Annotated in this window: 14 protein-coding genes; 5 read left to right on the top strand and 9 right to left on the bottom strand. The window is 71.9% G+C overall.

The genetic code is table 11. The features are described 5' to 3' along the window. Position 1: 1 nt before the first annotated feature. The 9 genes from FRANEAN1_RS11750 to FRANEAN1_RS11710 form a co-directional block, all read right to left on the bottom strand. Entirely contained in the window at positions 2–424 is a 423-nt protein-coding gene (locus FRANEAN1_RS11750) for a cupin domain-containing protein (protein ID WP_020459988.1), read from the bottom strand. A 10-nt stretch (positions 425–434) separates the two neighbouring features. Continuing rightward, the gene (locus tag FRANEAN1_RS11745; protein ID WP_020459987.1) at positions 435–929 is read right to left on the bottom strand and encodes an SRPBCC family protein; all 495 of its coding nucleotides are present in this window, start codon (positions 927–929) and stop codon (positions 435–437) included. A 50-nt stretch (positions 930–979) separates the two neighbouring features. Then, the gene (locus FRANEAN1_RS11740) at positions 980–1,237 is read right to left on the bottom strand and encodes an acyl carrier protein (RefSeq protein ID WP_018505686.1); all 258 of its coding nucleotides are present in this window, start codon (positions 1,235–1,237) and stop codon (positions 980–982) included. Positions 1,238–1,637: 400 nt separating this feature from the next. Further along, on the bottom strand, positions 1,638–2,015 hold the full coding sequence (locus FRANEAN1_RS11735; RefSeq protein ID WP_020459986.1) for a TcmI family type II polyketide cyclase: 378 nt from the start codon (positions 2,013–2,015) through the stop codon (positions 1,638–1,640). Positions 2,016–2,347: 332 nt separating this feature from the next. After that, a complete protein-coding gene (locus tag FRANEAN1_RS11730; RefSeq protein WP_020459985.1) occupies positions 2,348–3,346 on the bottom strand; it encodes a LuxR C-terminal-related transcriptional regulator in 999 nt (332 codons plus the stop codon). A 62-nt stretch (positions 3,347–3,408) separates the two neighbouring features. Then, positions 3,409–4,032, bottom strand: a complete 624-nt coding sequence (locus tag FRANEAN1_RS11725; protein ID WP_020459984.1) for an ATP/GTP-binding protein — start codon at positions 4,030–4,032, stop codon at positions 3,409–3,411. After that, complete coding sequence (locus tag FRANEAN1_RS11720) at positions 4,013–4,384, bottom strand: DUF742 domain-containing protein (protein WP_020459983.1); 372 nt, start codon at positions 4,382–4,384, stop codon at positions 4,013–4,015. Before FRANEAN1_RS11720 ends, FRANEAN1_RS11725 begins: the two co-directional genes overlap by 20 nt. Before the next feature lie 117 nt (positions 4,385–4,501). Next, a complete protein-coding gene (locus FRANEAN1_RS11715) occupies positions 4,502–4,921 on the bottom strand; it encodes a roadblock/LC7 domain-containing protein (RefSeq protein WP_018505681.1) in 420 nt (139 codons plus the stop codon). Continuing rightward, a complete protein-coding gene (locus FRANEAN1_RS11710; RefSeq protein WP_020459982.1) occupies positions 4,921–8,319 on the bottom strand; it encodes a nitrate- and nitrite sensing domain-containing protein in 3,399 nt (1,132 codons plus the stop codon). The genes FRANEAN1_RS11715 and FRANEAN1_RS11710 overlap by 1 nt, the downstream gene beginning before the upstream one ends. Positions 8,320–9,530: 1,211 nt before the next feature. On the opposite strand from FRANEAN1_RS11710, the gene FRANEAN1_RS43240 reads away from it, so the two are divergent. From FRANEAN1_RS43240 to FRANEAN1_RS11690, 5 genes are all read left to right on the top strand, one after another. Further along, on the top strand, positions 9,531–9,653 hold the full coding sequence (locus FRANEAN1_RS43240; protein WP_347177094.1) for a hypothetical protein: 123 nt from the start codon (positions 9,531–9,533) through the stop codon (positions 9,651–9,653). Between the two features lie 253 nt (positions 9,654–9,906). Beyond that, positions 9,907–10,875, top strand: a complete 969-nt coding sequence (locus FRANEAN1_RS11705; protein ID WP_020459981.1) for a hypothetical protein — start codon at positions 9,907–9,909, stop codon at positions 10,873–10,875. Between the two features lie 293 nt (positions 10,876–11,168). Next, positions 11,169–11,492, top strand: a complete 324-nt coding sequence (locus FRANEAN1_RS11700) for a DUF6343 family protein (protein ID WP_020459980.1) — start codon at positions 11,169–11,171, stop codon at positions 11,490–11,492. A gap of 150 nt (positions 11,493–11,642) precedes the next feature. Beyond that, positions 11,643–12,938, top strand: coding sequence for a DUF445 domain-containing protein (locus FRANEAN1_RS11695; RefSeq protein ID WP_020459979.1), 1,296 nt, complete (start codon positions 11,643–11,645; stop codon positions 12,936–12,938). Between the two features lie 11 nt (positions 12,939–12,949). Then, positions 12,950–14,572, top strand: coding sequence for a glycosyltransferase family 87 protein (locus FRANEAN1_RS11690; RefSeq protein ID WP_020459978.1), 1,623 nt, complete (start codon positions 12,950–12,952; stop codon positions 14,570–14,572). The last annotated feature ends 617 nt before the right edge of the window (positions 14,573–15,189 follow it).

Here is a 15,189-nt window from a genome sequence, read left to right as displayed (position 1 = left end):
CTCACTGCTGCGACTGCTCAGGCAGCGGCTCGGTGTCCACGTGCCCCAGGTCGGGCCGCGGCGCGAGCGGGCTGAGGTGGAAGACGAGGAAGGCCACGTCGTCGCCGGTGTTCACGATCCGGTGCCGCATGCCGATCGGGATGAGCAGGCCGTGCTCGGCCGGCAGGGCGGTGTGCTCGCCGTCGAGGCGGGCCGTGACCGCGCCGGTGACGCAGTAGAGGAACTCCTCGGAGTAGGGGTGCCAGTGCTCGGTCACCACCTCGCCGGGCTGCAGGGTGAGAGTTCCCAGGAAGCCGGACTTGGCGCCGACGGTCGCCGGGGACAGCAGCGTGCGGATGTCACCGCCGCGGCGCCGGTTGGCCGGCACGTCGTGGATCGAGAGGACCTTGGGGACCGTCAGGGGTGCGGGGGTTGCGATGCTCACCGTTATCTCCTCAGACCTGCTCGGGAACCTGGACCTGGTCGGCTGCCGGCGCGGCGGCGCTGGCCGCCGCCTCGACCTTGCCGCGGATGGACGCCATCTCGCGCGGCGTGTTCGTGTTGATCCGCTGGGTCATCTGCTCGGTGGTGACCGGTGCCGTCGGGCGCATCTGGAAGTCCTGCACCCAGCGCATCCGGGTGCCGGTGCCCTCGGGCAGGTAGGTCCACTCGATGTGCATGTACTCGAAGGGCCCCGTCTCCACCCGGTAGGCGCGGACCTTGTGGTTCACCGGGTCGAGGGTGCGCTCGGACACCCAGCTCCAGGACGTCCCGTTCTCGTCCGGGTGCATCGTCAGCCGGAACTTGAAGGTGTTCTCGGCCTTCTCGAGGATCTCGACCGAGGCGTACTCGGTGAACAGCGACGGCCAGGACTCCAGGTCGTTCGTCATGGACCAGACGAGGTCGATGTCGGCATCGATGAAGATCGAGTTGTCGGTGTGCCCGCTCATGTGTTTCTCCGGTTCGCTCACTGGAGGGAAATGGTTTCGGCCTGGGAGTCTCAGGCGACCTCGGACTGCAGGAGCGCGCTGTTCACCGTGGTGAGGATGTCGGCGAGGGTGTATCCCTCCGGCGCCTCGTTCGGCAGGTCGACGCCGAACCGCTCCTGTACCTCGGCCTGGAGCTGCAGGTAGGCGAGCGAGTCCAGACCGATGTCGGTGAACGTCACGCCGAGTTCGGCCGGACGGTCCTCCGGCGGCAGGCCGGCCTGCTCCACGAGGAAGTCGAGAAGCTCGTCGGCGGTCCACTGCAGGGGCATCTGCGTTCCCTTCTCACCATTCCCGCGTCCGCGGGATACGGTTGTGACATCAATCTCTGAAACTCGGGCAGCCTGTAAGCTCGAAAGACAGCGCTTCGGAGACCGGGCGACCTGAACCCAGGGCACCCGAAACCACGGTGACCTGCATTCGGGGGGCTGGGAGCGGATGGCCGGCGGACCGCTGGCCGCGGGCGGGCGGACCCGGCCCGGACAGCGGCGTCCGGGGCTCGGGCAGGGCGGCCTGCGGGCACGGCGGGGCCACCAGCCGCGCGGGGCGGATGGCTGCGCATGCGACGAAGGTCGGGACGGCCCGTTCGTCCTGCGGCGGCCGGCCGCGCGGAGGCGGAGCCCCGGGACCGGCGCGGAACCTGGTCCCGCGCCGGCGCGGCCGGGCGCGGGCTCAGGGACCGTTCTGATCGGCCACCCAGGTGTAGAAACTGTCGGCCATCGCGTCCCGGGGGCCGCGCCAGGTCTGCGGGTCGTACGCCGCGATGTACTTCTCGAGCTTGCTGTTCACGTCGACGAACAGCGGGTGCTCCCGAACCGGCGGCAGCGTGCCGTTGATGTCCGCCCGGCTCTCGATGAGATGGAAGTACAGCCCGTGGAAACGGAAAAGGTCGCGCCGGGCGACGCCGACGAGATGTGGAAGCTCGCCGGCGTCCGACTCCGCGAAGACGTCGGCGACCGCACCAGCGTCTTCGGGGTTCATCCGGGCGACAATCAGCGTCCGCTGGCTGGTCGTGCGTTGGTTCGGAACCGAGCCGGATTCCGTCGGCACTCGATCTCCTCTTTCGCCAGTCACGATGAACACGCTGCGCCGCGCGTGTTCGAACACGGCCGACCGCTACCGAAGGGCCGGATCGACCCGAAGGCACCGGCCGTACCGGATGCACTCGGCACCGACACGCGCAAGTGACCGGTCTCACGCGTTCGCCGGTCGGCGAAGCCACCTGGCCGGTTCCTGCTGTGGTGGTCCGCGCCAGTTATACGTAATTCCGGTTGCTCATCGGAATCATGCGGCCCATCGGAACTTCTGTCCGGCATTCCGGGTGGCAGGAAGTTGCCCTGACCATCTACTGCCAACGATCCGACCAACTGATCACAACGCGGCTACAACCAACCCCGCCGGGCCGCGACCGTCCCGGCCTGAAAGCGGCTACGGGCGTCCAGGCGGGTCATGAGGTCGGCGACCATCCGACGCACCGTACGGACGGACACCCCGAGATGGCGGGCCGCTGCCTCGTCCTTCACACCCAGGCTGAGCAGCCTTAAAAGCAGCCGCTCGGTGTCGTTCGGCCGGTCGTCCGCAGGGCTCTCCAGGTCGCCGTCGGCCTCCGCGGCCAGCGGCTCGGCGCTGTCCCAGACCTGCTCGAACAGCATGGTGACCAGGTTCGCCAGCGCGGGCGAGCGCACGATCAGCGCGTGCGGGTCGGTGCCGTGCTGCACGAACTGCACCAGCCCGACCCGGCCGTCCACGGTCGTCGCGTCGATGCGCGGGTCGTCGGCGAGCCGGGCCTCCAGGCCGTGCGAGGCGACCGTGCGGACGTAGCCGACACCCGTCTCGTCGGTGCTGACCGTGCGTGGGAGGACGCTGCGCATCGCCACACCGCGCTGCAGCGCCCGCAGCTCGACCGGGAGAACCTCCGCGGTCAACGCCGGCGGGCGGCCGCGCCGGGTGTGCAGCGCGAGCACCTCCTTCTCGGCCCGGCCGACAAGGGTGAGCAGTTCGGCCCGGGCCTGGTCGGCGCTGTCGATGTGCTCGACCTCCGCGCCGTCCCCACCGGGCCGGTTGTCCAGGTACTCCGAGACGAACGTGCTCACCTGCGCCCGTGCCCGGACAAGCCGCTCGTGGCGGCGGATGAGTGCCTCGTGCTGAGCCTGGAGCAGATGCTCCAGACCGGCCTCCGGGTGGACGGCGACCAGGTGGCCGGGGTGTTCGGTGGAGGGCAACAGCAGTGACAGCTCGACGAGCCGGTCCCGTGACCGGCGGACTGTGTCGTTCGCCTGCCCCACCGCCGTGGCCACCCCGTCGACATCCATGTCGGGATGTCTCAGCCACAACCGGTAGGCCGACAGCGTGACGTCGTCGAGACCAAGAAGCTCCAGCAAGATCCCCTTCCCAGGTCGAAGCGGATGGTCCGCGGGCGCTGGGGCGGCACGCGCGGTGTCGTTCACCGTGAGCCGGTCGGCAGTCCCGGTCGCTGGCTCTCCGCGGAGACCACCTCCAGGGCGTGGCGGACCAACGCGATGAGCGACTGGCGCACCGACTCCCGCTGGCGGGCGTCGCACAGCACCATCGGCCGGCGGGGGTCGAGGTCCAGCGCCGCGCGGATGTCCTCGCTGCGGTAACGGCGCGCGCCCTCGAAGTGGTTCAGGGCGATGAGGAACGGGATGTCACGTTCCTCGAAGTAGTCGATGGCGGGAAACGAGTCGGCGAGACGTCGGGTGTCGACGAGCACGATCGCGCCGATCGCACCCAGGACGAGTTCGTCCCACATGAACCAGAAGCGGTCCTGGCCGGGGGTCCCGAACAGGTAGAGAATCACGCTGTCGACCAGGGTGATTCGACCGAAGTCCATGGCCACCGTCGTCGTCGTCTTGGAGGCGACGGCGCTGGTGTCGTCAACACCGATACTCGCGGACGTCATCGCGGCCTCGGTGGTGAGCGGGGGAATCTCGCTCACGGCGCCGACGAACGTCGTCTTCCCGACTCCGAAACCACCGGCAACGATGATCTTTACCGGATGCGGCGCCGGTGTATCGGCCGCTCGGGTCCTAGAGAGCCTGGAGTCCACTGAGCACCTTTTCGATAATCGCCACGCTGGGGCGGTCCGACGTTCGTTCGGGCCGGTGCACACTCACCAGCCCGGCGTCGAGCATGTCGCCGACGAGCACACGTGCCACGCCGACTGGGAGGTTGAGTCGGGCGGAGATCTCGACGACGGACTGGAGCCGCTGGCAGAGCACCGCTATGGCACGCTGCTCCGGTTCCAGCGTGGTCGCGATGGCCCGCCCCTGCGGAGAGGTGGACACCAGGGCCACCAGATCCAGGGTCCGGTTACTGGGACGGGTGCGCCCCCCCGTGACGGCGTAGGGCCTCACCACCGGCCCGGCCTCGTCGTCGAACCATTCCTCATCCCCTGACACCGCGGTCCTCCTGCCTGGGATCGTCATTTGCCCGCGGTGGACGCGTCACCGGTTCCAGCCCGTGGGGAACGGGCCGGAAACCGGTGACGCGCCACCGCGCGTGCATTCGGACAGGTCCTAAATCGGCAGCGCCGACTGCATTTCGGCGCGAAGCTCCGGCGTCAGAAACTCACCCACCCTCGTCACCAGCAGCGCCATCTCGTAGGCGATGAGACCGATATCCGCGCCCGGGCTGCTGAGAATAGCCAGGCACGAGCCGTCACCGACCGCGGTGACGAACAGGAATCCCGCCTCCATCTCGACGATGGTCTGCCGAACGTTACCGCCGCCGAAGAACCGGCCGGCGCCCCGGGCGAGGCTGTTGAATCCGGACGCCACCGCGGCGAGCTGGTCAGCGGTGGCCCGGTCCATTCCACGCGAGGTCGCAAGCAGCAGACCGTCCGAAGAAAGCACGATCACATAGGTGACCTCGGGGACCTTCTTGACCAGGTTGTTGAGCAACCAGTTCATGTTCTCCGACGGCCCCAGCGGACGCATCAGGTTACCTTCCTCACATCATCTCCGTCATTGGACACCGTTCCGTCCTCAATCCCACGGCCGAAGTTGGCCTGGAAGGACGACATCATGCTGCGGATCTCCTCGGGTGAACGAGGGCCCGCGGCGAGCGACGAACGGCCCGCGTCCGCGTTCTCCCGGCGCAGCTGCGGCGCCAGGTTCGCGCGCCGCCGCCGCTTGGGCAGGCCGAGCTCGTCGAGACCGTCGTCGGCGGACTCCTCCGCCGCGGCGGCTGCCGTGTCGAACGGCGGCGCCGCCGGCGGCGGGTTGGCCCCGGGGTAGGCGGAGCCCCCACCGGTGGACTGCCCCGGGTGCGACGACCGGGCCGAGCGGCGGAAGGCGCCGTCGCCGATGCCGCCGTCCTGGCGTCCGGGGTAGGCCTGTTCCGCCCCGCCGTACCCGTTCTCCCGCATGGGACGGCCGAATTCCTGGCCGCGGTCCGCGCGGGGCTCGCGGTAGCCGGTCCCGTCCCCGGCCGGGCCCTGCTGGCCCGGTGGCGTGTAGTCGGCGCGGGCGTAGTCGCCCGAGGCCCGCCCGGTCCGGGAGCGGGACGGCAGCCCGGCCCCGGGCTGGGAGTCAGCCGAACCGAAGCCGTCACCCGAACCGAAACCACCGGCCGAGCCGAAGCCGTCGCCGGTCTCCTGCCCCAGGCCGCCGTCGTTCCCGGGACCGCCGTCGTTCCCGTGACCGCCGTCGTTCCCGTGACCGCTGTCGTTCCCGAAGCCGCCGCCGGTGCCGAAACCGGACCGGCTGAACTCGGCGGTGTGGTAATCCGAGTCAGCGAAGCCACCCGATCCGTTGCCGGCCATGCCGTTGGCGCCGACATCGGTCGCGCCGCCACCGAAGCCGCCGGCGTAGCCGCCGCTGTCACCGAAGCCCGCGTCACCGTAGCCGCCGCCGTCACCGAAGCCGTTCGGACCGAAGCCGCTGAACTGACCGGTGTCAGGCGGAGCGCTGAACAGCGAGCCGCCGAACTCGCCGCCGCCCGGAGGCGGGCCGAACAGTGAGGCCGACGGGTCGGACCGTCCGTCGGACCAGCCCGCGTCCCCCGAGTCCTCCGGGTAGCCGGCTCCGTCCTGGGACGGCGGGAGCTCGGCCCGCCGCGTCGGACCGGTCAGCTCGCCGGGGCGGCGCGGCGGGATCGGCCCGTCGTCGTCCCCCTCGTCGTCTGTCCGGTTCCTGCCACGGGGCTTCTCCGCCACGAACCAGCTCGACCGCGCCGTGGCGAAGACCGGGAGGTCGTCGATCAGCGTCTCGTCGGTGCTGGGGCCGGCACCGTTGACGGCTCCGGCCGTCGACAGCGCCGCCGCGTCCAGGGTGTCCCCGGGGATGTTTCCCGCCCAGTGGCCGTTGCTCTCCGGGCCGGACGCGCCGGCCCCCACCCGCTCGCTGGTGCCGTTGAGCGAGCCGGCCAGGTCCGAGCCCTGGGCGCCGACGCTCGACGCGCCGACCGCGGCGAACTCGCGCGGGCCGCTGTCCTCGCCCTTGTCGTCGGAGGCGCGCAGCAGGGTCGCGGGCAGCAGGACGATCGCCATCGTGCCGCCGTACGGCGACGGCCGCAGCCGTACCTGGACGTCGTGCCGCTCCGCCAGCCGGCTGACCACGAACAGGCCCAGCCGCTCGCTGGTCGACAGGTCGAACGGCGGCGGGTTCGCCAGCCGGTTGTTGAGCGCGTCGATCTCCTCCTGGTTCATCCCGAGCCCGCGGTCCTCGATCTCGACCACGAAGCCGTTGGAGACCGGGTGCCCGGCGACCTGCACGGGGGTGTGCGGGGGCGAGAAGGAGGTCGCGTTCTCGATCAGCTCGGCGAACATGTGGATCACGTCACCGACGGCGTGGCCGGAGACGGCGCCACCGGTGATGGGCAGGACCTTGACCCGGGTGTAGTCCTCGACCTCGGCGACGGCACCGCGGACGACGTCCTTGATCGGAACCGGCCGGCGCCAGCCACGGGCGGGCTTGGAGCCGGAGAGGACGATGAGGTCCTCGGCGTGGCGCCGCATACGGGTCGCGAGGTGGTCGAGCCGGAACAGCTCCTCGAGCTCGTCCGGGTCGGTCTCCTTGCGCTCCAGCGCGTCAATGATCTTCAGCTGGCGGTGGATCAGGGCCTGGCTGCGGCGCGCGAGGTTGAGGAAGGTGTCCCCGATGCTCTTGCGCATCGCGGCCTGCTCGACGGCGGTGCGCACCGCCACCTCGTGCACCGTGGCGAACGCCTCCGCCAGCTGGCCGATCTCGTCCTTGCTGGTCGCGGGTACCGGGAAGGACTCCGCGTCGATGTCGACGGGCTCACCCCGGTGCAGCCGCTCGACGACGCTGGGCAGCCGGTCGTTGGCGACGTCGAGCGCGCCACCCCGCAGCCGGCGGAGCTGACCGATCATGGGGCTCGCGACGAGCAGTGAGATCACGACCGAGAGCACGAGAATGATCGCCACGCCGATGCTTCCGAGCAGGGCGTCCCGGGAGGCCGTCGAGGCGATGTCGCGACTTGTCGCCGCCAGGTCGTTGGCGATCTGCACCTCGACGTCGTGCATCTGCGCGATCTTGCTGTCGGCGGCGGTCCGCCAGGCCTCGAGGCCGACGTCGGGAGCCTGCTGCCCGCTGAACCTGTTGACCACGTCGTCGCGCATCTGGTTGACGCCGGTGGCAGAGCGCCCGACCGTGTTCGTGAACAGCTCCAGCTCGGCCGGCGTCGCCGTGGAGCGGAACTGCTCGGTCCAGGCGGTCTCGGCACCGGCGTAGGCCAGCAGAGCACGCAGCATCTGCGGCGTGGGGTTGCCCATGGAGAGCATCTGGGCGACGGATCCACGCTGCTGGGAGGCTTGTTCCTTGGCCTGGGCGATACCGGCCAGCGTGGTAGAGCCGTTGACCAGCTTGGCGTCCGAGCTACCGGCCGCGATCCGCGCGTTGAGCAGCAGCAGCTCGTTCACGGCCTCGTTGTAGAAGGCCCCGTTCGACGCGATCTCGGTCTGGTGCGCGTCGATCTGCTTGCGGTGCTCGCCGAGCTGGTCGAGATGCGTACGGATGGAACTCAGTGTCGAGCCGAGGGCGTCGCGCGCGGACGCGGGCAGTGCCTGCTCGTCGGCCAGGTAGATGGCGAGGGCGTCGTCCACGGGCTTGCGGGCATCCACAGCCTGCTGGCCCAGCATCGGGATGAGGAAGTTCGATCCAACGTAAGAGTTGGTCGCATAGCGCTCCCGCTGAAGCACGTGGACCAGGTTGTTACCTTTGATCGAGAAGTCGGCGAGCGCCTCGATGCGGCCCGCGGCCCGGACGTTGTCGACGTCCCCGCGCACCTGTATCGCGCTCAGCACGGCCAGCGCGGCCAGCGGGACGATGAGAATCACCACTAGCTTCGAGCGGATGGGCCAATTCCGGAGCATCCAGTCCTCTCGTCCGACGCCCCGGGGTTGGGCGCCTCGTATGCGGGGTGAGCGAGTCGCTCTTTCGATGCCTGGTCCGCGACGGACGGCGCGCGACAAGGGCGGACCGCGATCGATTGACACCCGGCCCGCACCCGCCTGAAAGCGTCCGACGTCGGACAACTGTAGCGAGCCGACCTACAAGTCCCCTCAGCACGTCCCATCAGCACACCGACCAGGACGGCGAGAGTGGGCGACCTTTGTCAACCGGCTCACGGAAGGGGTATTCCCGGCAGGAATCACAGAATCACAGGCTGTAAGCACTCCCCGCCTTGGCACCAGTGATTGCCGGACGCCCTTTGATATACAGGAATACATAGGACACAGTGATGCACCTCACATCAGACGTGGTCTAGATCCTGTCCCGATAGCCGTCAGCGGACGTACTACCTGCGCATTCGCAAACAGGAACCGATCACCGTCGACGAACGGCGCAGCGGACGAGGAAGCCCCGGCGGCCCGCGACGGCCCATTCGCCCGCGGCTCGGGCCACCATGCCCGGCACCCGAACGCGGGCCGGCACGCCCGAGGCATCCTGACGGCACGGAGCGCCCGGATGAGCAAATCCGCCGCCCGTTGGGTTGAAGTCGGGTTTGGGTTCGCGATCCGGAGCGCTGCGCCGACCCGCCGCGCGACCCGGCGGCCATCCACCGCCGGCGCCTCGGACGGTCGCTGTCGCGGCCGAACTCACTGCCGCGCGACGGCGATCCCGCACACAACCGCGTGAAGACCCAGGTGGGACGTGCCCCGGAGAGACCGGCCGGGACGGACCGGGTCCCGCCCTCGCACCCCTGGATTTGACTAAAAGGGACATTCTCCGCGTAGCAGCTTCAACCAGGCCGTTCCCCGCCGGCCGCCGCACGCAACCCGCGGACCCGCACAACCCGCAAGCCGCTGTCCGAGCACGGGATGGTCGCAAGACCGCGGACAGGGCGCGAGCGATCAGGCTCATTCGATCGGGCGTTACGCGGGTACCGGCCGTCCGCCGTTCGGCTCCGGTCCCACGGACGCGGTGCTGTACCGCATCGTCCACGGCACACCGCGCCTGGACGGCCTGCCCGGCTGTCGCACGGCTGGAGCAGAGCGCGGCCGGGTGGCGCCGCCTCGCCGTCGACGGTGCCGGGACGACCTCCGCCGCCGCGGGCGGCGGGGGCGGCGGGGGCGGCCCGACCGTGTTCGCCGTGGACCCGGCGCGGCTCGTCCGGCTGGCCTGCGCCGGTGAGGACGCGCCCGACGAGCGGCGGTGGTCCCGGGAGCTGCCGGGCGTCCCCTTCCTCGACCCCTGCACACGCTGAGCGAGCACCCACTCTCGATACGGTCGCCCGACGCGGCGGGCAGGCGCTCAGCGCCAGGTGCCGCCCACGCAGCGCGACCAGCGGCGGCCGACCCCCGTGGATGCAGGTCACAACACTTTCCCCGCCGCCACCTGGCACGCCACCGTGGACATGCAGGACACCGGGGCGCACCGGGGCCGACGCGGCCAGACCACCATGAGCAGCCGAATCACACCGACGCCCGCCATCCGTTTGGAGAAGGAGCATTCGGTCCATGACTGTCGGGGAGTGGCTCGTCTCGGTCGGGGTGCGTCATCTGGTGACGATGCCGGACGGGCCGTCCCCGGGTGCGGCGCTGACGGGGCCGGGCTCGCCCCACCAGATCGCCGCCCCGGATGAGGCCTGCGCCCGCCTGCTGGCGACAGCCGCCGCCGCACTGGACCACGGACCTGGCGCGACCTGGGACGGCGAGGTGCTCACGTTGCTGTCCGCGCCGGCCGTAGCCTCCCCCGGGGCCCCGGCCGCCGCACCGACCCGGGTGGATCCGATCCCCTCACCGGCCGCCCTGGTCGCCGCGCTCGAGGCGGCCCGCGCCCGCGGCACGGCCGAGATCCGGCTGCGGCTGGGCTTCCCCCTGGACTCCCCCGTTCCCGTGTCCGCCGCCGCGCCCGCGCCCGCGGCGACGGCGACGGCGACGGCGACGGCGACGGCGACGGCGACCGAATCTGGCACCGCGGCCGGTGCGGCGTCCGAGGTCGTCGGCTCGCTCCTCGCGCGGGACGACGCGCCACTCAACCCGGCCCGCGCCGCCGCCGACGTCGCCGAGACGCTGCCGGCGAACGGGATCGTCCTGGCCGAGCCGGGTGCCGCCGGGCTGTGGGTGGATCACACCGTGCCCACCGTCGGCGGAGAGGTGCGCGTCGCGCCAGCCGGGGGCGGTGTGGCGGTGGCCGGTGCCCTGCTGGCATGGCGGCAGGGCCGGGTGGGGGTGGCGGTCGTCGAGCAGCCCCCGACCGGCACCGCCGCCACCCTGCTCGAGCTGGCCTCGGATCTGGATGCCAGCCTGGTCGTCGAGGTGTGGGGCCGCAGGGGCGGGCTTCGCTCGGCCGCCGACCACCGCGAACGCCTGGCCGCCGCGCTGGGTGCGCGCGGGGTCCGGGTGATCGAGGTCCCGGTCGATTTCACCGCGACGAAACTGCTCATCGACGCGGTCGGTGATGCCGCGGCCGCGCAGGCACACTAACGCCGGGTTACCGGCACCGGGGCCCCGGCGGCGGGACGCCGAGGCCGCCGCCCGGCGACCGACCGGGCCGCGCTGACGGGAAGACGCGGGAACGCACCGTCACCTACGCTTGCAGACCCCTCAACCCCTTTATCATGGGATGAAGTATCAGAGGGGGCCAGGCAGGCCGAAAGGCAACTTCCTGCCAAACCTTTTCGATACCCTTTTTATGTCTGATGATTGCTTTCCTGTGACCTCCCCCTGCTGCGGGGTGGTCCTGGTTCGTCCGCGCCTGGGCGGGCACACCGCAGGGCGTGACCGCTCCAGTACCCCGGCAGCGCACCGAACGCCCCGCGCACCCCCCACCCTGGTGGCGCACACCGTGGTGGCGCCGGCTGGGCTCGCTCGGCGACGCGCGGACGGGTGCCGCGCCGGCCGCCAGTGCTCTCGGCCTGCGCCGGGCGCTGGCCGTGTTCGGCCTGGTCTTCTGCGGGGTCGTCAGCGGTCTGCTCGCGGTGGCCGGCCGAACCGTGCCGGCAGTCGTTCTCGGGATCATCGCCGCCACGGCGCTGGTCGACCTCGTCGTCATCCATCGCCGCGCGGGCGCGGCCCGCCGGGCTGACGGGCCGCGCCCGTAGGGTGTTGCTGTCTCCCCGCCGGAGCGGGTCGGCGCCGCCGCGCGAGCCCGGCCCGGGCCCGCGCTCTCCGGCAGGGTCCTGCGGAGGGGGCGGGCGGGCACGGATGGCATCTGGTGGGCGGGTGTAGATGACGCCGGTGGGCGGGCGCGGATGACACTGACAGCGACGGGCGGGGCCCCCCGCGATCTCGGCGGCGACCCGTTCAGCGAGGCCCGCATGCGCCAGGGGCTGCGCCGGATGCGCACCATCGCGACCGGGCTGCTCGCCTTCATGGTCACCGTGTACGTCGTCGCCTGGCGGTGGGACGCCTCCGGCGCGCCGGGCTGGGTCGGCTACGTGGCGTCCGCGGCCGAGGCCGGCACGGTCGGCGCGCTGGCTGACTGGTTCGCGGTCACCGCGCTGTTCCGGCACCCGCTCGGGCTGCCGATCCCGCACACCGCGATCATCCCGCGCCGTAAGGACGCCCTCGGCCGCGGCCTGCAGAACTTCGTCGGGACGCACTTCCTCGCCGAGGAGGTGATCCGGGAGAAGCTGGACCAGCTCGGGGTCGCCAGCCGGGTCGGTGGCTGGCTGCGCCGCCGGGAGAACGCCGAACGCGTGACCTCCGAGGTCTCGGCACGGGTGGCCTCGATGATCTCCGGCATCAGTGACGACCTCGTCCGCGAGCTGGTCGAGAAGACCGTCCTGCCCCGGCTCGTGGAGCGGCGGTGGGCGGGGGTGCTCGGGGTGGCCCTCGACCGGGTGGTCGCGGAGGGCACGCATCATCACCTGGTCGACCTGCTCGTCACCGAGATCGAGGACTGGCTGAAGCAGAACCCGGACACGGTCGTGCGGATGGTCCGGGAGCAGGCGCCGGCCTGGTCGCCCAGGTGGCTCGACGAGGCGGTCGCCGCCAGGGCGTACGCCGAGGCGCTGCGGTTCGCCGCCGACCTGCGGACGGACCCCGACCACCGGGTGCGCCGCGCGCTGGACTCCTTCCTCACCACGTTCGCCGAGCGCCTGCGCACCGACGACGAGCTCGGCGACCGGGTGGAGGCGCTGAAGCGGCGGATCATCGCCCACCCGGAGACCGACCGGGCGGTGTCGGCGATCTGGGCGGCCGCCCGCGGCATACTGCTCGACCTGACCACGGACCCGGACGGAACCGCGCGCACCAGGGCCACCGAGGAGCTGGCGGCCTTCGGGAACCGGCTCGCCACCGAGCCGGCTCTGGCGTCCACCGTGAACCGGGCCGCCGCCGACATCGCCGCCCGCACCGTCGGCCGCTACCGCGAGGACATCGCCGCCGTCATCGGGGACACCGTGGCCCGCTGGGAGCCGGCTGACACGTCCCGGCGGATCGAGCTGCACGTCGGTCGCGACCTGCAGTTCATCCGCATCAACGGGACGGTGGTCGGCGCGCTCGCCGGCCTGGTCATCCACCTGCTCACCGAGCTGCTGCTCTGACGGGTGGGAACATGACCGACGCAGCACACGACGACCCGGGGGGTTGGGTGGAGAGCCGACCGGAGCAACGCGGCACGGGGCCGGGCCGTGCCCGGCCGCCGGTGGCCGTGGCCGCGGCCGCGGCGGCCGGCGCCGCGGGCCCGCTCGTCATCGCCGGGCTCCTCGCCCTGATCTGGGTGGGCTACGTGGCCCCGATCGCCCACTTCGACGTCGACGTCTTTCTCCGCGCGGGCGCGGCGGTCGCCGACGGCCGCGACCCCTACCCCCTGCCCGGCACACCTGAGGTCTACTCCGGTTTCGCCTTCGTCTACCCGTATCTGGTGTCGCTGCCGTTCGTCCCGCTCTCCGCCCTTCCCGGCGCCGCCGAGCTGTTCATCGCGCTGTCGGTGGTCGCCCTGCTCGCCGCCTGCCGGCTCGCCGGCGCCGGCCGGTGGACGTTCGCCCTGGTGCTGACGGCGTCCTGCACCATCACCGGGCTGCAGATGGGCACCCTCAACGCGCTGCTGTTCTGCGGGCTGGTGGCACTGTGGCGGCTGCGGGACGTCCCCGCGGCGGCCGGGGTCCTCACCGCGGTGCTCGTGTACAGCAAGCTCTTCCTCGTCCCGGTCGTGCTCTGGCTCGCGCTGACCCGCCGGCCGCGCGCGACGGTGGTGGCGCTCGTCACCCTGGCCGCGCTGTTCGGCGTCGGGGAGATCTACAGCCCGGTGGCGGCGCACACCTACGCCGACATGCTGTCCGTCCTCGCCCGCGAGGAGGCGCCCGACGGGTTGAGCCTCACCGGGCTGCTGATGAACGTCGGGCTCGGCCTCGGCACCGCCACCTGGGGCGCCCGCGCCGCCGCCGGCCTGCTGCTGGCCGGATGTCTGTGGCGGGCCCGCGGGCGGAGCCGCGCCGGCGGCGACGGGCTGCTGTTCGCCGGCGTGGTGGCGGCGGCACTCGTGGCCTCGCCGATCGTGTGGAGCCACTATCTGCTCCTGCTGGTGGCCCCACTGCTCGCGATCACCCGCGGCGGCCCGGGCCACCCGGCCACCCCCGGCGACCCGGACCTGCCCCTCGCTCTGTTCACCGGCGGCAGCTGGCTGCTGGTGACCCCACATCTGAGCACGCCGATCGACCTGCTCGTGGCGGCCGTCGTCCTCGGTCCGCTGGTCGCCCTGCCGCTGGTGCGCACGGCCCGTCGGCGGCGGGAAGGACGTCCAGCCGAGCCGGGCCATGTGGCTGGGGCGGGCCATGTGGCCGAGCCGGCGGTCGCGGCACCGGCCGTGGCGGTGCCTGGGAGCCCCGTACCCGGGCTGGCCGCGTCCGAGCCGGTGGCGGCGCCACGGATGGCCATGACGGCGCTACGGGCTGTCCTGGTGGCCACGCTGGTCGGCGGGGTCGGGGCGGTGTGCTGGATGGCGGCGCGCGCCCGCGGCGAGGACGCGCGGGTCGTCGGCGCCTACGGGGCGCTCGTCGGAACGCTGGCCCTGCTGGCCTGGGCGGTCGCCGCCAGCCGGGACCGGGAGGCCGCGCAGCCTGATCCGGCGGGCCCGCTCGGCCCGGTGAGCCCGCGCCGGCGCCGGGCCCGGTGGCCGGTGCCGATGCCCGCCACCGGCGCGCTGCGCACCCGAACGGGCCGGGTGCACCCCCAGTAACAGATGCCCGCCAGGCATGGGCAATCCGGCGTATGCTGAGGTCTTCAAGGTCATCTAAAGAGGAAATGTCGTCCAACCGACTCCGAACCGCAGTTCGGCGCTTCACTGGACCAGATGTGACGTAGAACCTCCTCCCCTGATGGTTAACCACACACCTCGCGCCCCCCGATCACGGCCCGGTACGAGGTAACGTCTTCATGTCGGCGTCACCGAGGGCAACCACCCACGGGGCGGCGACAAGATCTCTGGGGCATCCGGCCAATCGGGCCGGATGTCCGAAGGTCGGTGCGAGCGCCATGGCGGTCTCAGACCGCGGTTGGGTCCGGTCGCGTGAAAACCGGCCGCCCCCTGGCCGCCGGACGACACTTTCCGCGCTTGTAGACCACGCCGCATGGCGCGTGGAACCGACGTGGCGTTGTTCTGTCGGCCCTGACCTGATCGGCGGATCCCCTGACTCAGCCCCGCAGCACCCAGCCCACCCCCGCCCACCGTCCGGCCCGTCCCTCCCGGGGCGGCCGTACCCGTCCCACCGGACACGGCCGCGGCGGGCCTCGTCCCGCCCCGTTCCGCGGCGGTGAGCGCCCGGCGGCGCGCCCGGCGCTCGCCACCCGCTCCCC

This window comes from Parafrankia sp. EAN1pec (assembly GCF_000018005.1).
Taxonomy (GTDB): domain Bacteria; phylum Actinomycetota; class Actinomycetes; order Frankiales; family Frankiaceae; genus Parafrankia; species Parafrankia soli.
This window is presented reverse-complemented; position numbering and strand designations above follow the sequence as displayed.